Genomic DNA, 21,364 nt, shown 5'->3' with positions numbered 1-21,364 from the left:
ACCATCGCCTACGGTCGTTGACAGCCCGAAACTACCGGGCAAACACCGACCCGCAACTGCGTGCTTCTGCCCCGCGGGTCCGGTACTCCCGAAACCTTCGCGGGGCAGGAGTGAAACAGACGAGTCGATCGACGAGACGTGCAAGCGTCCGGACCGACCTCGTCCGCGGTAGCGGAGAGGATCTACCCAATGACCAGCATTACCTTCAAGCGCGCCCTCGGCGCAGTTGCAACCGCAGGCGCAGTCGTCGCGATCCCGCTCGCCATGAGCACCGGTACCGCTTCGGCAGCCGGCCACGACTGGTCCGGAGTCGCGAACTGCGAGTCCTCCGGTAACTGGGCTGCCAACACCGGCAACGGCTTCTACGGCGGTCTCCAGTTCACTCAGAGCACCTGGAACGCGTTCGGTGGATCGGGCAACGCTGCCAATGCCAGCCAGGCTGAGCAGATCCGTGTCGCCGAGAACGTTCTCGCAGGCCAGGGCGTCGGCGCATGGCCCGTGTGCGGTCAGTACCTGACCACCGGCACCACCGCAGGCAACTACGAGGCCGCAGCAGCTCCCATTACCGCTGAGGCTTCCGTCGAGTCGGCTCCGGCAGCAAGCACCGGAAGCGGCAACTACGTGGTCAAGGCAGGCGACACCCTGTCGAAGATCGCTGCTGCACACGGCATCTCGCTCGAGAACCTCGCCAGCCAGGTCCCGAACATCAACCTGATCTTCCCGGGACAGTCCCTCTCGGTCTAGTCTCGTGGCCGTTCAGGTCTTCATTGCGTCGACATTGTCCGGACAATGTCGACGTTTCTGCGTTCGCAATGAGCTCTGCTGCTTCCGTGTGGATGGGATCAAGATCCTGGCGCCACCCCAGAATGCGCAGTGCCGACCCGGCGATCACCGCGGCGTCGGGGATCGGTGTTCCTTCGAGTGCGTCGGCTCTTGCGCTGATCACGCTTTCGACCAGACGAAACGGCAACTCGGCCAGTTGTGTCGACGCAGGATCGCCCATCGCGTCGAGAACTGCTTGGGCGAGTGCCCGGTACTGCTCGCGAAGCCGATCGCGATCAGCCCGGAACGACATGAATCTGTCGCTTCTCAGTTCCGGCAAGAGGTAAAGGACGCCCAGGTTCCACCGACCGGTGATCAGTTGCGCCGCGTCGAGGTACGACAGTGCATACAGCTTCACCTCGGGAGAGGCGTCGAGAGGCCTGAGATTCTCGGCGAAGTCGAGCGCCGGAGTCACTGTGTCGGCGAGTAGTGCAACGAGGATGTCGTCCTTGGTGGCGAAATGGTTGTACAACGACGCCTGACGCATCCCGACAGCTTCGGCAATGTGGCGCGTCGACGTCGCGGCAAAGCCTCGGGTGGTGAACAGTTCTGCAGCAGCATCCAAGATCTCCGCCCGGGCGGTCCCACCCGGGCGTCGGCGAGCGGTCAGGCGGGGTCGTCCGGGGCCGGCGTTGGTCACGCCTTCCATAGTGGCAGGCGGAGGCCTTACGTGCGGGGTGGGCGGCCCTGTGAGCATTCGGTCACATGCTCGAAACGTACTCAACGAGCCTGTTACAGAATCGGGCGAATCGTATACGCGGGCGTCACCTGCGACGAGTTGATTTCGCGAAAACTGTCAATCGACAGTTATTCGCCTCTGAATCGCCTCGCCGAAGGAGTACGCCGTTGAGTGCAACAACCCCGGCTGCGCAGCCCACCACCGCATCCGCACTCGCCTCGTCACCTCACGACGACGGCGATCTCGCGGAGTTCGGTTACGAGCAGCAGCTGCATCGATCGCTGGGAAAGTTCGCGTCGTTTGCTGCGGGCTTCTCCTTCGTCTCCATTCTGACGACGATCTTCCAATTGTTCGGCCTCGGTTTCGGTTTCGCGGGTCCGGCGTTCTTCTGGACGTGGCCGGTCGTCTTCGTCGGCCAGTTCATGGTCGCGCTCAACTTCGCGGAACTCGCTGCCAGGTATCCGATTTCGGGAGCCATCTACCAGTGGTCGCGACGGATGGGCGGTGAGATAGTCGGCTGGTTCGCCGGGTGGTTCATGATTCTCGCTCAGATCGTCACTGCATCGGCTGCTGCCATCGCCTTGCAGGTCGTGCTTCCCAATGTGTGGAGCGGGTTCCAGATCATCGGCGAGGACAGTGCGCTCACCTCCTCGAGCGGCGCTGCCAATGCCGTGCTGCTCGGTTCGGTGCTTCTGGTTCTGACCACCTTCATCAACTGCATCGGCGTCAACTGGATGTCGCGTATCAACAATATCGGTGTGACCTGCGAAATCGTCGGTGTCATCGCAGTGATCGGGATGTTCTTCACCCACGCTCAGCGCGGACCGGACGTCGTCTTCGACACCGGCAGTGCCGGCGGTCAGCCCGGATACGCCTGGGCGTGGATCATGTCCGGACTGATGGCCGCTTACGTCATGGTCGGCTTCGGTTCGGCAGGGGAGTTGGCGGAGGAGACCCGCAACCCCCGACGCGTCGCACCTCGTACGATCCGCCTTGCACTGTCCGCTTCCGCACTCGGCGGTGGCTTGATGATCCTCGGCGCGTTGATGGCAGCCCCCTCACTCACCGACGGACGCCTGGCCACGGAAGGTTTGCCGTACGTACTGACATCGATTCTGAGTTCGCCGTGGGGCACGGTCCTGTTGATCGACGTCTCGATCGCAGTGTTCGTGTGCACCTTGGCCATTCAGACTGCTGCGTCACGGCTGATGTTCTCCATGGCCCGCGACGGCCGGCTGCCTGCCTCGCAGATACTGGCAAAGGTCAACCCCCGCACCGGAACACCTATCGCACCGTCCGTCCTCATCGGCCTGATCTGCATAGCCGTTCTGGCCGTCAACGTGGGCAACTCGGCAATTTTCGCGACTCTGTCCAGCGTATGCATCATCTTGATCTACTTGGCCTACCTCATGGTGACCGTGCCGCTGCTGGTTCAGCGTCTCAAGGGTTGGCCGCGCACCGCTGTCGGCCCCAAGTTCGACGCCGAAGGCAAAAAGCTTTTCTCCCTGGGCATCTGGGGAGTCCCGGTCAACATCGCCGCGGTTGTGTACGGCGCGCTGATGGTGATCAACCTGTCCTGGCCACGAGCCGAGATCTTCAACCCCACGGGGGAGTACCCCATTCTGCAGTGGGCCGCGCCCATCACGATAGCGCTGGTGGTGGGGTTGGGAGTCGCCTGCTTCCCGCGCGGCCGCGCCACCCCGAATCCCGTCACGATCGGAGCCTGACCATGAGTACTCAGACCACCGCCGGAGCGCGCGAGCATGCCCGGTCCCAAGCTGGAACGATCACCGATTCCATGCCCGTATTGCCTGCAACGCATTGGCCGAACCCACCCGAGGACGTCGCTCCCGAACGTCTGACCTGGGCTGAAACCGTGCCGGGTGGGCGGTACACGACCAAGGTTCTCGCCCGTGGAACCCGATTGCGACTTCGCGACATCGCCGGCAGCGCCTGCGCAAACATCTTGCTCTATCGCGCCGACGCCCCCTGGGAGCGTCTCAACGTCGCCGATACCGTCAAGGTGCCATGGCAGGCCTATCTCGGCGTCGGACACCCGTTGCTCTCCGATCAGGGGCGAGTACTTGCGACCGTGGTCGCAGACACGTCGGGTCACCACGATGCGTTCTGCGGAACGACGTCACGTGCCACCAACGAGGCGAAGTACGGGCAGGGTTCGTTGCACAGCGCCGCACCCGCCGGACGCGAACTGTTCACCGTCGCTGCCGCGAAGAACGGACTCGGGCCGCAGGACATTGCGCCTCCGTTGTCCTTCTTCCACGGTGTCCGCGTCGAGGCGGACGGCGCTCTCACCAGTACCGGATCCGCCGGCGCAGGCGCAACGGTCGATCTTCTCATCCACCTGCCGGTCATCGTGATGATCGCCAACACCGCGCACCCACTCGATCCGGCGCTGGAGTTTCCCACCACGTCCCTCGAAGTGCTCGCGTGGAATGCGGCCGACGAACTCGGCAGCCTTGCCGGGGGCGAGCCGGAATACCAACGCGCAGTGCTCAATACCGAAGATGCCTGGACGGCTTCGAACCTGGAGGAGATCGTATGACCACCACCTTGGATGTGCCCGCCCTCGTTCCCGGAACGGTGATCCTCGACGAGATTGCCGATGCATTCGGGCCGTGGTCCGCAGTTGTCCGCGCCGGTGACGTCCTGACCGTCGTCGATCTGCACGGAAACCAAGCCGTCGACACACTCGTCTACGCCAGTGACGATCACAGTGTTCGGTACTCGGCAGCAGCGACGGTCGCAGCCCAGAAGAACCTGTTTCTGTCCGTAGGCTCCGTGCTTCGCAGTGACGACGGAACTCCACTCATGACCCTGGTCGCGGACGAGGTCGGAAACCACGACACCGTGGGCGGCGCGTGCTCACAGGAATCGAACACCCTGCGGTACGGCCACCACACCAAACATCAGCACGCGTGCGTCGAGAACTTCCTCGTCGAGGGCGCCAGATGGGGGCTCGGTAAGCGGGACCTGGTGTCCAACATCAACTTCTTCATGAACGTCCCGGTCGACCCCGACGGCACGCTCGGGATCGTCGACGGGCTTTCAGCGCCAGGCAAGCGGCTCGCGTTGCGTGCCGAACGCGACGTGCTCGTCCTCGTGTCCAACTGCCCGCAGATCAACAACCCGTGCAACGGCTTCGATCCGACTGCCGTCCGCATGATCGTCACACGGCCGGAGGCAGACGAATGAACGCAAAACTGACCATCGTGCGTCCCGGAATGTTGACGACGGTTCAGGACTATCCAGGACGCGTCGGGTACTGGCAGATCGGAGTCCCACCGTCGGGCCCGATGGACGACCTGTCGTTTCGGTTGGGAAACACCGCAGTCGGAAACCCCGAAGGTGCTCCCGGCATCGAATGCGCGATGGCCGGACCTGCGATGACGTTCGACGAGGACACCACGGTATGCGTCACGGGCGCCCCGGTGTCGGTGACGGTCGACGGCGTCGCACACGGTCAGTGGCGTCCCGTTTTCGTCCCCGCTGGAGCGGTGCTCGATGTCGGAACGGTCAGCGGCCCGGGACTGCGCACCTACGTACTCGTCCAGGGCGGAATCGAGACCGACGACTATCTCGGCAGCGCGTCGACCTTCACCCTCGGCAGGTTCGGTGGACACGAAGGGAGGACCCTGCGGGCGGGGGACGTTCTCAAACTCGGACAGGCGACCGGCGCAGCGGGAGCTGTTCCCGCCGAGCATGTTCCGGCGATATACACCTGCTGGGAACTTGCGGTGACCGAGGGCCCGCACGGGGCGCCGGAGTTCTTCACCCGCTCCGACATCGAGACGCTGTACGCGACCGAGTACGAGGTCCACTTCAACTCCGACCGCACCGGAGTCCGGTTGATCGGTCCGAAACCTGACTGGGCCAGAACCACCGGCGGCGAAGCGGGACTTCACCCTTCGAATATCCACGACAACGCGTATTCGATCGGTGCACTCGACTTCACCGGCGACACGCCCATCCTCCTCGGACCCGACGGACCGAGCCTCGGCGGCTTCGTCTGCCCGATCACGGTCGTGTCCGCTGATCGCTGGAAGCTCGGACAGTTGGCTCCCGGGAACAAGATTCGCTTCGTACCGATCCGCGCCGAACGCGCAGCCTCCCGCCGTGACCTCGGAGTATCGCGTCGAGCGTCCAATTCGGTTGTGCATTCCTCCGGCGGTGACGGCGACGACGGCGTCATAGCCCGCCGTGACGGCGACACCGCGGTCACGTACCGGCGCTCAGGCGATGACAACGTGTTGGTCGAATACGGCGACATGAACCTCGACCTGGCGCTCCGTGCGCGTGCACATGCACTGCATCAGCGACTCGAAGCCGAGAAGCCGGCCGGACTACTCGATCTCACACCGGGAATCCGCAGCCTGCAGGTTCGCGTCGACCCGGACGTCCTGCCCGTCCGCAAGCTGATGGGAATGCTCGGCGAGGCGGAGGACACCTTGCCTGCTGCCAACGAACTCGTGGTGCCCAGTCGCACTGTGCGGATGCCACTGTCGTGGGACGACCCGGCTACGCGCGAAGCGATCCAGCGGTACATGCACGGCGTGCGTGCCGACGCGCCGTGGTGCCCGTGGAACATCGAGTTCATCCGCCGGATGAACGGTCTCGAATCCGTGAACGACGTGTTCGACACCGTCTTCGGCGCCGAATACATGGTGCTCGGACTCGGCGACGTCTACCTCGGGGCTCCGGTCGCGACGCCGCTCGACCCACGTCATCGTCTTGTCACGACCAAGTACAACCCGGCCCGCACCTGGACCCCGGAAAACGCCGTCGGGATCGGCGGGGCTTACCTCTGCATCTACGGCATGGAAGGCCCAGGTGGATACCAGTTCGTCGGACGTACGACGCAGGTGTGGAATCACCGTCATCCCGCGAAGTCCGGGCCGTTCGAGGAGGGCACTCCGTGGTTGCTGCGATTCTTCGACCGGATCTCCTGGTACCCCGTCGAGCCGGACGAGTTGATGGATCTGCGCGCGGACACCGCCGCCGGCCGCGGCGGGGGCGTCGAGATCGAGGACGGCAGCTTCTCGCTGGCCGAGCATCAAGAGTTCCTCGCGTCGAACTCGCGCTCGATCGAGGAGTTCCGCGCGATGCAGTCCGTCGCATTCGGGGCCGAGCGTCAACGCTGGTCCGATGCAGGGGAGTTCGCGCTGCCCGGTTGATGGTCGATCCCAGCGCGGACCACCGGCAGTCGTGTGCGTCAGCGAGTCAGAGCGCGATTGAACAGATCGATGAACGGGCGAGGCGACGGGGTTCCGGTGGGCCGGAAAGGCGCAGAGTCCCTCGACGCCGATACCCACTCGATTCTGCTCACCCGCGACAAGTCGAGCTGATGCCGGGTGTCGGCGGAGAGTCGGTGCAGGAAGAGGGTTCCGGTTCGCCCGTTTCCTTCCCGAAACGGGTGGGCATGATTGAGCGTCGAGTACACCGATGCGAGCGCGAACGACGCAGCGCCGTGATCGAGCGCTACCCAATCGACGGCGGCGATGATCTCTTCCACCTCGGACAGATAGTTCCGAATCGCCGAGACCGGCGCAAACGTCGCCGCACCTTTCCTGATGTCGACCGTTCTGATGTGGCCGGCCCACTGATACAGGTCTTGGAAAACGTGCTGGTGAAGCAGGAGTAGTTCGGCTGTGTCTCGCGTGTGCGGTACGAGGTCGCTGCCGAGGTGCGCCTCACCCAGGCGGAGCGCGGTCGCCGCGAACTCGAGTGATTGCAGGGCAGCGGGATCCCGCACGTCGAAGTTGTTCTCGAGTACCGACGTACCGCGATAGACGTACGGCGCTGATCTTCGCCAGCGGATCCGCGGGGGAATCGGTGACGACAGGCCGACAGCCCGCGCCAATTCCTGCTCGAAATATTCACGCCGAGAGAGTGTTCCGACGAGGACGGCTTCGAGTTCCGCGATCTGCTCATCGCTCGGATCCCAGCCTTCGAGGCGCTCCGCCGCCAGAACCTGTTCGAGCGCAGTGCGATTCACGGGTCGATGTCGGGTAGCGCCGACGCGGACGCGGCATATTCGAGTCGTCGTTGCACACCCGCGACTTCGCGCACCGCATTGCTCAGCAAGCTACGCGAGAGGGGAGTGAGTTCGGCGATCACGACTTCGTCGGTCGGGGGCCTACCCGCGGAGAATTGATCGGTCTGGTGGCGGACACGAATCTGCTGCAGCACCTCGAAAGATTCGATCAGTACCTGGGCGTCGTCGTCGAGTAGGAAACCACTTCCCGCTGCGGCTTTGAGGCGTTCGAGGGTCGAACTCGTGCGGGCGCCCACGGAAATCCCCGCCCATCGAGCGATGTTCACGATCGGTTGGACGGCGCTGGCTTTGAGGTCGACGGTTCCGGTCCGACGCGTCATCACGTCCTTGAACGAATGGAGCTTTGCCTTGTCGCCGACCGCTTCGCGAAGGAGCAGGCGCATCACTGCCGGGTGCAGTCGCAGTTGATCCAACGCCGCAGGACGAGGATCCAACGCAGGATCGCCCGCGACGACGCGGGCATCCGCGAGCATCGACAACATGACCAGGGCTTGGTCCTGATACGGATTGGACACCCATTTCCGCAGCGCAGTGCGCCATTGTGGGAGCGTCCGCGCAAACCTGGCCTGGGTCGCGACGGCGTTCTTGGTGTCGCGGGGGAACCCGCAGAGATCGAGGATGTCGTGGATGGTCTTCGCGGCGTCGGCTCCCTCGTGATGAGATTCGCCGCCCCACACCAGCGCGCTGTCGATATCCGAAGAGGGGAGCGCTTCACGTCTGGCGACGCTGCCGAGCGACAGCCACGCGAAATCCGGTCGCTCGTCTCCGCCCACGACCAATTCGATGGCTCGCCTGACCGTCACGTCGATCAGCACCGCCAGCGTCGCACCGATGTCGAGCGGTGAGACCCGTGACGCCACCAATTCCGCCACCAGAACAGGGACCGCGCGGGCTGTTTCGACGAGGTGGGAGTCGTCCTGTGCCGTGGCGAGCGCTGCGCGCAGTTCGAAACCCTGATTGGTGGCCGAAGTCAGGAGGTCGCTGAGTTCGAGCACACCCATCAGTGCGCCCGCCTCGGTCACGACCGGCAGATGGCGCAATCCGTACTCGAGCATGTCGGTCACGGCGTCGGCGCCCAGTCGATCCGGATCGACTGTCACTGCTGACGGCGTCATCACCGTTGATACCGGCTGGTTGCTGTCGATACCACCGACTACCACGCGAGCACGTAGGTCACCTTCGGTGAAGATTCCGAAACCGGTTGTCTCCGTCGGGATCACAACAGCGCGGCGGCCCGCATCGGTCATCAACTTGGCGGCATCGCGGATGGTTGCCCGGCCGTCGCAGACAATTGCGGGCCCGCGCAACAGGTCTCGCACCCGGCGCATGGCGGGACTCTGCATGCCTTGCCCCGCCGAGTGCCCCGTCATGGGGTCATTGTCGCAGGTGTGTCCGTTTCAGGGAGCGGAGGGGGAGATGTCAGAGACCACCGAGTCGCGAGAGTACGTCGAGAGCGGAATCTGTAGTACGCCAGAGCGCGTCGATCTCCTGTTCTGCGCCGGGACGTGTCTGCGGATTCTGGAGGGCGAATCCGTTGGCCAGTGTGATGGTGTTGTATCCGCTGTCGGCGGCGCGGAGCAGTAGTTCCGAGGGCTGCGAGTTTCCGGCCAATCGGTCGAGTCCTTCGCCGACGAAGTAGAACCGCCAGAGCGGCCCCAGATCGGCGTCGTACTCGGCCTTGGTGAGGGTCACGATCGAACCACCCTTGACGGCAATGGAATCGACGATCTTGTAGAAATCGGGGACATCCTCCGCAGTGGTTCCGGATGTGGCGACGGCGTGAGCGAGATCGACGGTGAGATGGGCGTTGTAGCCGGCCATGGCGACTCGTGCCGGACTGGCGTCGCACTGACGGGTCAGGGTGAAGTAGTTGCTCCACGCCGGATCGGTGGGAGTGCCGGTGAACTCCGCATGGACGTTCACCAGGTACCTGCGCAGCAATTCGTAGCTGACCGAATGGGCCCACTCGTCATCGTCGAAGGCCGCAGGGTCTCGCTGCAGCGGCATCACCGCCTCGTGCTCCACAGCGTCGAGGCCGACGGAGAACAAGCCTCGCCAATCATGGTGTGAGACGAGGATCGACGTGATCTCCCGATGACGTTCGACAGCGGTCTCGAGACGCGGTAGTCCAGCGCCGGTCAGCGTCGTGACGTCACTGAGTTCGGCAACCCGATCCACCTCGGCATTGCTCAGCGGGCTGCCACAGGCCGTCGAAAGACTCTCGCCCGGATCTGCGAGTGCAGAGCCGGGCGAGAGGAAGGTGGACGCGAGGAAAGTGACGGTGATGCCGAGCGCGAGCGTCAACGGATACAGCCGCATCGGTGTCATCGGCTCAGACTAGGCGCCCACTTCCGCAAATGTCCGGATTGGCGATCAGCTGATAACCGCGTCGGCCTCGATCTCGATGAGCAGAGCGGGGTCGATCAGCGAGCTGACCTCGAGGATCGTGGTGGCGGGACGAATTTCGCCGAACACTTCGCCGTGGGCGAGAGCGGCCTGCTCCCACTGCGTCATGTCGCGAAGGTACATGCGAGTGCGGATGACGTCGCCGAGGGTGGCGCCTGCCTCGGCCAGTGCTGCCTTGATGGTTTCGAGCGCTGCGCGGGTCTGATCGGTGAGGGTCTCACCAGGAGCGGTGGTGCCGGAGACTGCGATCTGGTTACCGATGCGCACGGCGCGGGAGTAACCGATCTTCGGTTCCCATTCGGAACCGGACGAAATGTTGATTCTGTTCGGCGTGCTTGTGTTCGACATGCGAGGAATTGTGCCAACAACTCACCGGCCGTGGTGAGGCACGGTCGGCTATTCGCTTCATCTTGACATAGCTTAGAACAAGTGTTCGACTTGGGGCCATGAGGTGGTCGGGTCAGGCATTGGATGCAGATGACGGAGCGCTACCCGGACTCGAACGGGCCGGGTTGGTGCGCTCCGTGCAGACTCCCGAGTTCGAGGGAATCACGTTTCACGAGGTGCTCTGCAAGAGCGCGCTCAACAAGATGCCCGAAGAGTCGACGTTGCCGTTCAGCTTCACCGTCAACGCTTTTCGTGGTTGCTCGCACGCATGCCGATATTGCTTCGCGAGACCGAGTCACGAGTATCTCGACCTCGACGCCGGCGCGGATTTCGACTCCCAAGTGGTCGTGAAGACGAACATCGCCGCGGTGCTCCGTAAGGAGTTGGCGCGAAAGTCCTGGAAACGGGAGGCGGTGGCACTGGGCACCAACACAGATCCCTATCAGCGAGCCGAGGGCCGATACCGCTTGATGCCCGGCATCATTCGCGCGTTGACCGAATCGGGAACTCCCTTCTCGATCTTGACGAAGGGAACTCTGCTCCGACGGGATCTGCCGCTGTTGAAAATGGCGGCGACGCAGGTCGACGTCGGAATCGGAGTGTCGTTGGCGATCAACGACGCAGCCCTTCAGAAGCAGATCGAGCCTGGTACCCCGTCGCCGCGGGCGCGTCTCGAGATGATCCGCGCCATCACCGATGCCGGATTCTCGTGCAATGTGATGGTGGCGCCGGTCATTCCGTTCCTCACCGATTCCACCAGTCACCTCGACGGTCTGTTCGAGGCACTGTCGGAGGCAGGCGCGAGCAGCGTGACGGTCTTTCCGATGCACCTGCGCGGGAGTACTCGGGGTTGGTTCATGAATTGGCTTGCTCAGGAACACCCGGCGCTCATCCGTCGCTACCGCGAGCTGTACGGGCGGGGTGCGTATGTCACGCCCGAGTACAAGCGCTGGCTTGCAAGCCGTGTCGAGCCACTGGTCGAGCGTCATGGGTTGGGTGGTCGCTCGGAGCATCGAGACGTCAGTGCAGCCGGCATCGAATCGCGCGAGGCGCCTCGGGAACTGGTGGGTGCGGGAGCAGCTCTTACCTTGTTCTGACGGCCGTGGGCGCGTAAATCGGAGGCGCCCCGGACGTTTGCCGGGCTACATTCGCCTGGTGCTACTCACACTGACGTCCACCCCGACCTCGCAGACTCCTGATGCGACCGCGTTGAGCTACCTGCTGCACAAACATCCCGACCGCGTGCAAAGCTTCGACTTGGCGATCGGCACCGCCACGGTTCTGTACCCGGAGTCCTCGGCCGAGAAGACAACTGTGGCAGTGATTGTGGACGTCGACCCCATCGAACTTGTGCAGAGTAGGTATCGACGCGGCAAGAGTGGCGACAACTTTTCGCTGGGGGAGTACGTCAACGATCGGCCGTATGCGGCGTCGTCCATCCTCTCGGTTGCCCTGTCGAAGCTGTTTCGCACCGCGTTGACGGGAACGTGCAAGTCACACCCGGAACTCGTCGGAGCCGAACTAGCGTTGACCGTCTCGATTCCGGTGGTTCCGTGTGGCGGCGATGCGGATTTGCCTCGCCGGCTGTTCGAGCCGCTGGGCTGGGATGTAACCGCGATACCGGTGCAGCTTGATCCGCACCTGCCGACGTGGGGAAACTCCGACTTCGTATCGCTGACGCTCACCGGGGAACACACGGTGCAGAGCGCCCTACGGCACCTCTACGTGCTGTTGCCGGTCCTCGACGACGTGAAGCACTACTGGGTGGGACCCGACGAGGCAGACAAATTGATCCGCGTCGCTGGAGAGTGGTTGGCGTCGCATCCGGATTCCGCGCTGATCATGTCCCGCTACCTGGCTCGTCGACGCGACCTGGTCGAATCGGTTGTCGATCGACTGATTCCCGAACAAGTCGAGGCGCAGATCGAAGTACCGCGACCGGATCCGCCGCTGGCGAGGCTTCGCATCGACGCAGTGTCGGCGACGCTTCAGCGACTGCCCGTGCGAACGATCGTCGACATCGGTTGCGGCGAAGGGAAACTGATCGAGGCACTGATGCCGCACGCTCGATTCGACAAACTTGTCGGGGTCGACGTGAGCGCGCGCGAACTGACGCGTGCGCAGCGGAGATTGAAGTTCACCGAAATGTCCGACGTCCAGCGTGAACGGGTGTCTTTGATGCAGTCGTCGGCGACTTACCGCGATGCACGGATGAAAGGCTTCGACGCAGCCGTGCTCATGGAAGTGATCGAGCACGTCGATGCTGCGCGGTTGCCTGCCCTGGTCAGATCGGTCTTCGTGGACGCAGCACCTCAGTACGTGCTGATGACAACTCCGAATGCCGACTACAACGTGCTGTATCCGGCGTTGGCGGAGGGAGAGTTCAGGCACCCGGACCACAGGTTCGAGTTCTCCCGAACCCAATTCGGCGACTGGGCAACCGAAACGGCCCGAGCCCACGGGTATTCCGTGGAGTTCGAATTCGTCGGAGCCATCGATCCGGCCCTCGGCGGGCCGACTCAGATGGCGATCTTCACGAAGGAGGCACGAACGTCATGACGGTGTACGAGATTCCAGACCTCGCTCTTGTAGTACTCATCGGTGTCAGTGGCTCGGGAAAGTCGACCTTCGCGGCGCGTCACTTCGGTGACTTCGAAACTCTCTCGAGTGACACCTTCCGCGGGTGGGTCAGTGACGATCCGAACTCACAGGAATCGACGTCCGACGCGTTCGAAGTGCTGGAGTTCGTCGCAGCCAAGCGTCTGCGACGCGGACGTCTCACGGTTGTCGACGCGACCAACGTCCAGCCCGCTGCGCGCAAGCGGCTCGTTGCGTTGGCACGCGAGCACGACATACTGCCGGTGGCAGTCGTGCTCGATGTTCCGGAATCGGTGTGTTCGGCACGAAACGACGCTCGCTCTGATCGGACGTTCGGACGCGACGTCATTCGCCGCCAGCACCAACAGTTGACTCGCTCGCTCCGAGGTTTGGGTAAGGAAGGTTTCCGTTCGGTTCACATCCTCAGAGGTGAGGACGCGGTTTCCGAAGCCACATTCTCGCGCCACCCGCTGCGCAGCGATCTGCGTGTCGAGCATGGCCCGTTCGACGTCATCGGCGACGTCCACGGATGTCGAAGTGAGCTCGAGTCGCTCCTCGTGAAACTCGGCTACACCCTCGACTACGGGACGGATGGCCGCGCTGTCGATGCCGTGCCGCCGGACGGGCGAACTGCCGTCTTCCTCGGGGACTACGTGGATCGGGGACCGGACTCGGTCGGTGTGCTGCGTCTGGTCATGGGGATGGTCGCGGCGGGTCATGCGATAGCAGTTCCGGGTAACCACGAAAACAAACTCGTCAAAGCACTTCGGGGTAAGAAGGTCACGGCCAGTCACGGACTGGCCGAGACGCTCGAGCAGCTTGCCGCCGAGTCGGCGGAGTTCCGCGAAAGCGTCGTCGACTTCTGTGACGGCCTCGTGGCGCACCTCGTCCTGGACGACGGCAAACTCGTCGTCGCACACGCCGGTCTCAAGGAGGACTACCACAACAGGGCGTCCGGCCGGGTGCGAAGCTTTGCGCTCTACGGTGAAACCACCGGTGAGACGGACGAATTCGGCTTGCCTGTTCGATACCCGTGGGCGCAGGACTACCGAGGATCAGCCATGGTCCTCTACGGTCACACGCCGGTGCTCGAGGTGGAATGGATCAACAACACCGCGTGCCTCGATACCGGGTGCGTCTTCGGTGGATCCCTCACCGCTCTTCGATACCCGGAACGAGAGATCGTGTCGGTTCCGGCGGAGCGGGTTTGGTACGAGCCGGTGGTGCCGCTGGCTGCGCCAACTCGCGATCCGGATGTGCTCGATCTCGCCGACGTCCTCGAAACGACCGGCGTCGACACCGAACTGCGCGGGCGAGTGTCCGTTCGCGCCGACAACGCCGCCGGCGCCTTGGAAGTGATGAGCCGCTTCGCGGTCGCCCCGCAATGGCTGCGGTACCTACCGCCGACCATGGCGCCCTGCGCGACGGCTCAGTCCGACGACTATCTGGAGCACCCGTCGACCGCGTTCGACGCATACCGGGCCGGCGGAATCGGAACAGTGATCTGCGAAGAGAAGCACATGGGTTCGCGGGCAGTGGTGCTCGTGTGCCGTGATCGATCGGTTGCTCAGTCCCGCTTCGACGCACCGGATTCGCTCACCGGGATGGTGCACACCCGCACCGGCCGTCAGTTCTTCGGCGACGGCCTGACTCAGCAGTTGATCGACGACATCGCCGCCGCAGTCACCGCAGCGGGGTTGTGGGAAGAGTTGGGCACCGACTGGCTGCTCCTCGACTGCGAACTGTTGCCGTGGAACGTCAAAGCGGAGGGTCTGCTGCGCTCGCAGTATGCGTCGGTCGCGGCGGCAGGGCGATCAGACCTCGCCGCTCGCGAGGCCGTGTTGGCGCAGGCAGGTTCGCGGGGCCTGGACGTGGCGGAGATGTTCGAACAGACAACTGTTCGGGCTGCCAGTATCGACCGCTTCGGTGAGGCCTACCGACGGTACGTGTGGCCGACGAACGGACTGGACGGCGTCACCATCGCGCCCTTCCAGATTCTTGCGACCGAGGGCCAGTCGTACGGGGAACGGGATCACGAATGGCACCTCGGTATTTCGGACCGCCTGGCCGCGGCCGACCCGAATCGATTTACCACCACGCGTCGACTGGTAGTCGATCTCGGTTCCGAGGACTCGGTGTCCGAAGCGACGAAGTGGTGGGAGTCGCTGACCGCTGACGGTGGTGAGGGGATGGTCGTCAAACCTCTGGCGAATCAGATCCACGGACCGCGGGGGTACAACGCGAAGGTACAACCGGGCATCAAGGTTCGCGGCCGGGAGTACCTGCGATTGATCTACGGTGCCGACTACCTCGAACCGTCGACGCTTGCTCGGCTACGCAATCGCAACCTCGGGCACAAGCAGTCGATGGCGCTGCGCGAGTACGCGCTCGGCATGGAGGCAGTCTCCAGGCTCGTCGACCGTGAACCTTTGTGGCGAGCGCACCAGGCCGTGTTCGCGGTGTTGGCTCTCGAATCGGAGCCGGTCGACCCGCGGTTGTGACGGCCGGTGCCGGGGCTCGGATTGATACCGTCGGGTATGGGCGTAATTACTCGCTTGGACGGTTTCAACCGACGCCATCCGTGGAGTCACAACGATCACTACGGCCGATGGATTCTACGTAAACTGCGCGGGGTCAGGTCCGCTCGTGCTCTCGACGTGGGGTGCGGGACGGGCAATCTGATCGAACTCTTGCGTCGGCGATTCGACGTGGTGGTCGGTGTGGAACCCGACCCCACGACCTCGGCCGCCGTGCGCGCAAGGTTTGTCCACGACGAGAACGTGATCATCGACGCACGGCGGATCGAGGACTTTGCATCCGAGGCGAAGTACGACGCGATCACGGTCGTCGCGGCGCTGCACCATCTTCCACTCGACGAATCGATGAAGCGGCTGCGCGGCCTGCTCGAACCGAGCGGCCGGCTCGTCGTGGTCGGGTGTTATCGATCGACCACAGCCACCGACGGGCTCCTGTCGGTGTTGGCGACCGTCTGCAATCCCGTCGTCGGCGTCGTCAAGCATCGACGGGTTGCCTCCGAGTCGCTGAAGGCGATGACGGCTCCCACCGCTGACCCGGGTGAGTCGATGGCTGACGTCCGGCGCGCGGCCGCGTCGTGTTTGCCAGGGAGCAGGATCAGGAGACGACTGTTCTGGCGATACACCTTGATCTACGACGCGAGGCCCGCGGGCGCGTCGGTGGGGGAGTGAGTAGACCGTTCCGGTTCCTGGGGAAACGCGCGTCGCCCGAACCCGACTATCACCAAGGAACCGATCATCAAGGCGACCCCGATGCCCGCCAGATGTGAGAGCCCACCACTGTCTACGACGGCCGCACCGAGCAGAGCGCCCGTTGCAATCGCGATCTGGAACACGACGACGTAGATGGCGGACGCGCGGTCGGTCCCGATCGGGACGGCGCGCAGAACCGAGGACTGGAGACAGATCGGAACAGTGGTGAACGCCGCGCCCCACAAGATCGTGGCGACGACGGCGAACGCTCCCATCGACGGCGCCAGGAGCCAGAAAATGGCCAGCGCGCCGGCCACCGTCGCGATCGAGATGAGCGTGAAGAGGCGCGGTCGGCGGTCGTAGTACTTGCCGGCGACCCACACTCCGACGGCGCCCGCTGCGCCGTACACCAGAAGCATCGCGGTACGGATGCCACCGGACGAGCCGAGGCTTTCCTCCACCAGAAGCGTGAAGAACGTGTACGACGCAAACTGTCCCAGGGCGGCGAACAGCGTTGCCGCGCAGATGACGGCGAGTGCCCGTCGCATCTCCGGTGTCGGTTTCGGTTTGTCTCGCTTGTTCCGATGGCGCTGGTCGACCGGCATCTCAGGCAGCGCACGATGCAGCGAGAAAGCGATGATCACTGCCACCACACCGATTGCCGCCGACGCAGTTCGCCAACCCCAGGATTGGCCGATCGCCGAGGAAAGTGGACCCCCGAGAACAAAAGCGAGAGACGTTCCGGCATACACCATCGCGATTGCCTTGCCCTGTTGTCCGCGTGGAACCAGGGTTGCTGCGACCGGTGCAACGACAGCCCAGAACACTCCGTGCGTCGCAGCGCAGAGCAATCGTCCGATCACCAGCATCGGATAGTTGACGGCGCACGCTGCGACCAGTTGCGACACCGCGAGGGTGGCCACCGTCAGAACGACGACGCGTCGGCGCGGCCAGGTTTTGACCGCTCCGATCAGCGGAAGAGTCAAGGCCGCGACACCGTATGCGTAGAAGGTCAGCAGTAGGCCGACACGCCCTTCGGTGACGTCGAGGTCCGTCGAGATTTCGCTGAGCAGTCCGACGGGGAGCATTTCGGCCGTCACGTAGGCGAAGGCTGCTCCGGCCAGGGTCATCAGCCGGAGCGTGGTTGCCTTGGGCAGTCGAGCGGTCATGTTGTGTAACGATACATGTATCGATACACACCTGCGCAATGGATATTTTGCACTCGCTATGCTGATGCTCATGGCCACACGTGCGCAGCGTTCGAGTCGACCGACGATGGCCGACGTCGCCAAGGCCGCAGGGGTGTCGGTGATGTCGGTGTCGTACTCCTTCGCACAGCCCGAGCGCGTGTCGGAATCAACGCGGGCCAAGGTGTTCGCGGCTGCTGAAGAACTCGAGTACGCGGGCCCCAACCGGGCGGCGCAGTCCTTGCGTAGCGGGAAATTCAACAACATTGCGGTCGTCTTCAGCGAGAAGCTGACTTACGCCTTCGAAGACGCAGTAGCCCGGCGGTTTCTCTCGGGAGTGGCCGAAGCGTGCCTGGATGCGAACGCCGGATTGATGATGCTGCCGAACTCGGGGAAACCTGGAGACGTCGACAGAGTTCGCGACGCAGCAGTAGACGGCTTTGTCGTCTGGACCACCGTCTTCGACGATCCCATCCTCGAAGCGATCGTCGGCACCGGAAAACCCGCATGCATCCAGGGTGGGCCCCTGCACGAGGGTGTGGATCTCGTCGGGATGGACGATGTTGCCGGCGCCGTTGCGATCGCGGCGGTCGGGTTGTCGGAGGCGCAGCGGCCTGTGGTGATCAGCCTTCCGTGGGATCGTGAGCGTCGGTCCGAGATTCGGATGGACGTGGATCCAGGTGAAGCGTTGTTTCCGGTGTCCCGCCATCGGCTCGAGGGCTACGAACGCGGCGTCCGCAACGCCGGCCTCGAGTGGTCCTCGGTGCGGGTGGGGGTCGTCACCGTCAACGAGCGGAGCGAAGGGTCTCGGATGGCTCGGTCCCTACTCGACGTTCCGGTGAGCCGAAGGCCCGATGTCATCCTGGCGATGAGCGACGAACTTGCTCTAGGGGCTCTGGACGCGATCCGTGAACTCGGCCTCGCGCTGCCCGACGATGTCGCAGTCGTCGGATGGGACGACACAACAGCTGCGTCGGACGCCGGCTTGACCACAGTTCGCCAGTCCCTCTTCGATCAGGGACGTAACGCAGCTCGCGTGGTCCTCGGGCTGGACGATGCGGTCGAGCCGGTCGAATGGTCGGTGCGTCGGCGAACTTCGACACGATGATCACGCCGGTAGTGGTCGACGCTCTGCGTCTTCGGTGGTTTGTTCCTCCCGAAGTGGGGGAGACCGTCCGGTGGGGACTCTTGTGGAATGTCGACAGCCCGCGCAGATGGGCGGTCGCCGAGCCGGCGTGGGTCTCGACGGCGGAAGTGCGCACGAGTTCGAAACCGTTGAAGTGGAGGTTGCCTCGCGACGGCTCCGACATACGGGAACCGGTCCAGCCGGCAATCGGTCGCGTCGGTGCGCTGCAATTCATGTTCGACGCCGAACCACCGGTGCCGTCCCGGATCGATGCCGCGGGCGCTTTGCAACTATGTGCCGGAACTCCTCGTGACGGCACAAACGCACGTCAGGCGTGGATCGATTTCGACGAGAATGCCTCCACCACCGGAGTGGTTCGCCGTCTTCGGCTCATGTCGTTGGAGTCCGACATGCTGCCCGACCCGAAGTTTCCGCACGGCCCGAGCTGGGGTTGGGCTACGACGCAATTCGTGCCCGGGTCCGAGCGGTTCTACGAGTTGGCCCGTGCGCCTCGCGCGTTGCGCTCGTATCAGCTGACCGATCGTGAATGGGGGCCGCGGCGCGAGGACTTCTTGCTCGTCGACCTCGAGACGGCTTCTTGATCGCTGGACCTGGCACCGTTTTCATCCAGTGAGCACAGGCTCCAGCTGACCGGAAACAGTCTCTGCTCGATGAAACCGGTGCCAGCTGCTGTGGCTAGCCCGCTCTGCCGACCACGTTCCGTGCGTACCTGCCGGGCGGCGCCCCGACGTGTTTCACGAAGTGCCGCGACAAGTGGGATTGATCGTGGAACCCGACGTCGACGGCCACGTCCGCCAATTCGCGCCCGGCGAGGATTGCGCGTCGCGCCAGATCGATTCGACGTCCCGTCACGTACTTGTGAGGCGGAAGCCCGAAATGCTTCGCGAAGTTCTTGATCAGATACGTGGAGTTCCTCTGCAGGATGTTCGACGCTTCGTGCATCGTGATTCCCGTTGTGAGTCGCGCATCGAGCAGGTCTCGCAGTTGATCGGCAACGCGTTCGTCAACGGTGGGCGTGTGACGGGCTCGGCCTGTCGCCGGTGTGAGGATCTCGTTCAATCTTTCAGCGAGGAACCCCAGGCGACTTTCGGCCTCGAGTGATTCGCCGTCTGGGCCGAGTGCAGAGTGCAGTTGATCGATGCGGTGGCGCAGCAGAGGGTCTCGAATCTCGGGACTGTCCACTGCCGGGCCTATGAGGACCTCGCCGAGAACTGACGTGTCGAGGTAAAGGATTCGTTGACGAAATCCGGCCTCGGTGACGGGAACTCCGTCGTGTGCGATGCCTGGCGGCAACAGAGTCACGATCTCGGGTGCTGCGCCATGAGCGCGATGAGCGAGGTCGTATGCAATCGTGCCGCGGTCGACGAGCATCAGAGACCACTGATCGTGCGTGTGTTTGGGATAGGCGTGTCCGACGAAATCGGCATGGAAGACCTCGGTGATTCCCGCGAGGCCCGGTGCCCACGCGGTGATCTGTGCGCCGTGGGGATCCATGTCAGAAACGTACAAGACGCAGCTGCCGCGGGTGACGAAGAGTGGCGGGGTCGTCATCGCGGTGGTGGCGCGCCCGAGGGAGGAACAGCATGAACAGTTCGGCAACAGCGGTATCGCTTCGCGAGAAGTTCGGTCAGTTCACCGAGCACTGGTCGCCCAAGAAGATTGCGGCGCTCAATGACTACGAGATCAAGATCGTCAAGATCAAAGGTGAATTCGTCTGGCACTCCCACGCCGACACCGACGAGGTGTTCCTGGTGACGAAGGGGCAGATTCGAATCCAACTGCGAAACGGAGATGTTGCACTGGGGCCCGGTGAACTGTTCGTGGTACCTCGCGGCGTCGAACATTGCCCGATCGCCGAGGAGGAAGCGGAGGTGATGTTGATCGAACCCGTCGGCGTGGTGAATACCGGGAACGTGGGAGGTCCGCGAACCGCAGTGCTCGAGGACTTTTCGTAGTTACCGGCTCTTCCAGTCCAGGGGATTGGTACGCAACGGCAGGGCCATTCCCGATCTCCAGAGCGTCGCCGCGCGGGAGTGCGGACGGAGCTCGACCTCGCGCCGCATCGACTGCGCGAACTCGTCGGTGAATCCTGTTCGGGGGTACTCCGCGATTGCTGCATCAACAGTTGCTCGCGGAATTTCGACCGCACGCCGACCGGCAACATCGAAATGCGCTGCGGCGTGCAGGAGATAGGCGTCAGCGCCCGCGCTGCGGTCGACGGTCAGATCCATGTGCAGACGGATCGCTGCGCCGATTCGCTCTACCGACTTCTCCGAAGTTCCCACTCGGGTCGCGAGTTCTTCCGCGTCTGCGGCACTGATGTAGGTGAAACACCCATGCTCGGCCGATCCTTCTGCGCCCAATCCGACATCGTGAAGGGCGCACGCAGTGAAGAGATCTTCGGGGTCGTACTCGATCGCGTCGATCTGTGCGAAGGTGTCGGCCCAGATCCAGCAGCGGAGACTGTGGTTCAAGACCGCGGGGGAGAGGGTTCCTCTGGCGTGATCGAGCGCTTCGCTGCACAGTCTGGTGTCGGGGAGTGGGCATTTGCGCAGGTCGGGCGTGTGAGTGGGGTAGCGGCCGAGCCGCAGTCGAAGCATCGACGGGGTACTCATGGCCTGCGCAGCTGCCGCGCGGGCCATGAGTTGCATCTGCTCGAGGGTGGTCAGCTCACCAGGGCGCATCGAATTCCTGTCTGAGGTAGGGGACAGCTGAATACGAATCTAGTTGGCGAGGACAATTCTTCACGCTTGCATAATATCTGTCGACGACGGAAACACAATATTATCCGAATGTTGGTTGATAGCAAGTGCCATCCAACGGCAACGACAAATCAGC

General features: G+C 63.5%; 20 protein-coding genes. 12 read left to right on the top strand and 8 right to left on the bottom strand.

What is annotated here, in order from left to right:
- Positions 1-189: 189 nt before the first annotated feature.
- Positions 190-744, top strand: coding sequence for a transglycosylase family protein (locus DBV08_RS20635; RefSeq protein WP_095970250.1), 555 nt, complete (start codon positions 190-192; stop codon positions 742-744).
- Here the strand turns inward: DBV08_RS20635 and DBV08_RS20630 are convergent.
- Positions 707-1,471: a TetR/AcrR family transcriptional regulator gene (locus DBV08_RS20630; protein ID WP_260395671.1), complete on the bottom strand. Its 765-nt coding sequence runs from the start codon at positions 1,469-1,471 to the stop codon at positions 707-709. The two genes, DBV08_RS20635 and DBV08_RS20630, sit on opposite strands and share 38 nt — an antisense overlap.
- 197 nt (positions 1,472-1,668) lie before the next feature.
- Here DBV08_RS20630 and DBV08_RS20625 point away from each other — a divergent pair, with 197 nt between their 5' ends.
- The 4 genes from DBV08_RS20625 to DBV08_RS20610 are packed head-to-tail and all read left to right on the top strand — an operon-like array spanning position 1,669 to position 6,693.
- Entirely contained in the window at positions 1,669-3,228 is a 1,560-nt protein-coding gene (locus DBV08_RS20625) for an amino acid permease (RefSeq protein ID WP_095970248.1), read from the top strand.
- 2 nt (positions 3,229-3,230) lie between these two features.
- The gene (locus tag DBV08_RS20620; protein ID WP_124568668.1) at positions 3,231-4,064 is read left to right on the top strand and encodes an urea amidolyase associated protein UAAP1; all 834 of its coding nucleotides are present in this window, start codon (positions 3,231-3,233) and stop codon (positions 4,062-4,064) included.
- Complete coding sequence (locus tag DBV08_RS20615; RefSeq protein ID WP_124568667.1) at positions 4,061-4,714, top strand: urea amidolyase associated protein UAAP2; 654 nt, start codon at positions 4,061-4,063, stop codon at positions 4,712-4,714. Before DBV08_RS20620 ends, DBV08_RS20615 begins: the two co-directional genes overlap by 4 nt.
- Entirely contained in the window at positions 4,711-6,693 is a 1,983-nt protein-coding gene (locus tag DBV08_RS20610) for a 5-oxoprolinase/urea amidolyase family protein (RefSeq protein WP_124568666.1), read from the top strand. The genes DBV08_RS20615 and DBV08_RS20610 overlap by 4 nt, the downstream gene beginning before the upstream one ends.
- 38 nt (positions 6,694-6,731) lie before the next feature.
- Here DBV08_RS20610 and DBV08_RS20605 read toward each other — a convergent pair whose 3' ends face one another.
- The 4 genes from DBV08_RS20605 to DBV08_RS20590 are packed head-to-tail and all read right to left on the bottom strand — an operon-like array spanning position 6,732 to position 10,328.
- Positions 6,732-7,514 (bottom strand): Fic family protein, encoded by a 783-nt coding sequence (locus DBV08_RS20605; RefSeq protein ID WP_095970244.1) that lies wholly within the window; start codon positions 7,512-7,514, stop codon positions 6,732-6,734.
- The gene (locus DBV08_RS20600; protein WP_240952160.1) at positions 7,511-8,944 is read right to left on the bottom strand and encodes a putative nucleotidyltransferase substrate binding domain-containing protein; all 1,434 of its coding nucleotides are present in this window, start codon (positions 8,942-8,944) and stop codon (positions 7,511-7,513) included. Before DBV08_RS20600 ends, DBV08_RS20605 begins: the two co-directional genes overlap by 4 nt.
- 49 nt (positions 8,945-8,993) lie before the next feature.
- Positions 8,994-9,893, bottom strand: a complete 900-nt coding sequence (locus DBV08_RS20595; protein ID WP_124568684.1) for a DUF5995 family protein — start codon at positions 9,891-9,893, stop codon at positions 8,994-8,996.
- 54 nt (positions 9,894-9,947) lie between these two features.
- Positions 9,948-10,328 (bottom strand): RidA family protein, encoded by a 381-nt coding sequence (locus DBV08_RS20590; protein ID WP_095970242.1) that lies wholly within the window; start codon positions 10,326-10,328, stop codon positions 9,948-9,950.
- Positions 10,329-10,426: 98 nt separating this feature from the next.
- Here DBV08_RS20590 and DBV08_RS20585 point away from each other — a divergent pair, with 98 nt between their 5' ends.
- Genes DBV08_RS20585 through DBV08_RS20570 form a run of 4 tightly spaced genes read left to right on the top strand, consistent with a single transcriptional unit; the run spans position 10,427 to position 16,171 of the window.
- A complete protein-coding gene (locus DBV08_RS20585; RefSeq protein ID WP_124568665.1) occupies positions 10,427-11,464 on the top strand; it encodes an Rv2578c family radical SAM protein in 1,038 nt (345 codons plus the stop codon).
- A gap of 37 nt (positions 11,465-11,501) precedes the next feature.
- A complete protein-coding gene (locus DBV08_RS20580; RefSeq protein WP_124568664.1) occupies positions 11,502-12,926 on the top strand; it encodes a 3' terminal RNA ribose 2'-O-methyltransferase Hen1 in 1,425 nt (474 codons plus the stop codon).
- Positions 12,923-15,466, top strand: a complete 2,544-nt coding sequence (locus tag DBV08_RS20575) for a polynucleotide kinase-phosphatase (RefSeq protein ID WP_124568663.1) — start codon at positions 12,923-12,925, stop codon at positions 15,464-15,466. The genes DBV08_RS20580 and DBV08_RS20575 overlap by 4 nt, the downstream gene beginning before the upstream one ends.
- A 36-nt stretch (positions 15,467-15,502) precedes the next feature.
- Positions 15,503-16,171, top strand: a complete 669-nt coding sequence (locus DBV08_RS20570) for a trans-aconitate 2-methyltransferase (protein WP_124568662.1) — start codon at positions 15,503-15,505, stop codon at positions 16,169-16,171.
- Here DBV08_RS20570 and DBV08_RS20565 read toward each other — a convergent pair.
- Positions 16,132-17,361, bottom strand: a complete 1,230-nt coding sequence (locus DBV08_RS20565; RefSeq protein WP_124568661.1) for an MFS transporter — start codon at positions 17,359-17,361, stop codon at positions 16,132-16,134. The two genes, DBV08_RS20570 and DBV08_RS20565, sit on opposite strands and share 40 nt — an antisense overlap.
- Before the next feature lie 70 nt (positions 17,362-17,431).
- Here DBV08_RS20565 and DBV08_RS20560 point away from each other — a divergent pair, with 70 nt between their 5' ends.
- Together DBV08_RS20560 and DBV08_RS20555 are read left to right on the top strand one after the other, a co-directional pair.
- Positions 17,432-18,487 carry a LacI family DNA-binding transcriptional regulator gene (locus tag DBV08_RS20560; protein WP_234036689.1) on the top strand — a complete coding sequence of 352 codons (1,056 nt, stop codon included), beginning with the start codon at positions 17,432-17,434 and terminating at the stop codon, positions 18,485-18,487.
- Positions 18,484-19,107: a hypothetical protein gene (locus DBV08_RS20555; RefSeq protein ID WP_260395670.1), complete on the top strand. Its 624-nt coding sequence runs from the start codon at positions 18,484-18,486 to the stop codon at positions 19,105-19,107. Before DBV08_RS20560 ends, DBV08_RS20555 begins: the two co-directional genes overlap by 4 nt.
- A 94-nt stretch (positions 19,108-19,201) precedes the next feature.
- Here the strand turns inward: DBV08_RS20555 and DBV08_RS20550 are convergent, their stop codons facing one another.
- Positions 19,202-20,020: an AraC family transcriptional regulator gene (locus tag DBV08_RS20550; protein WP_124568658.1), complete on the bottom strand. Its 819-nt coding sequence runs from the start codon at positions 20,018-20,020 to the stop codon at positions 19,202-19,204.
- An 89-nt stretch (positions 20,021-20,109) separates the two neighbouring features.
- On the opposite strand from DBV08_RS20550, the gene DBV08_RS20545 reads away from it, so the two are divergent.
- A complete protein-coding gene (locus DBV08_RS20545; RefSeq protein ID WP_124568657.1) occupies positions 20,110-20,481 on the top strand; it encodes a cupin domain-containing protein in 372 nt (123 codons plus the stop codon).
- On the opposite strand, the gene DBV08_RS20540 is transcribed toward DBV08_RS20545, so the two are convergent.
- Positions 20,482-21,210: an HD domain-containing protein gene (locus DBV08_RS20540; RefSeq protein WP_124568656.1), complete on the bottom strand. Its 729-nt coding sequence runs from the start codon at positions 21,208-21,210 to the stop codon at positions 20,482-20,484.
- Positions 21,211-21,364: the final 154 nt, after the last annotated feature.

Source organism: Rhodococcus sp. KBW08 (assembly GCF_003852455.1).
GTDB lineage: Bacteria > Actinomycetota > Actinomycetes > Mycobacteriales > Mycobacteriaceae > Rhodococcus_F > Rhodococcus_F baikonurensis.
Note: the sequence above shows the minus strand (reverse complement) of the source record. Positions and strands in the feature narration are given on the sequence as shown.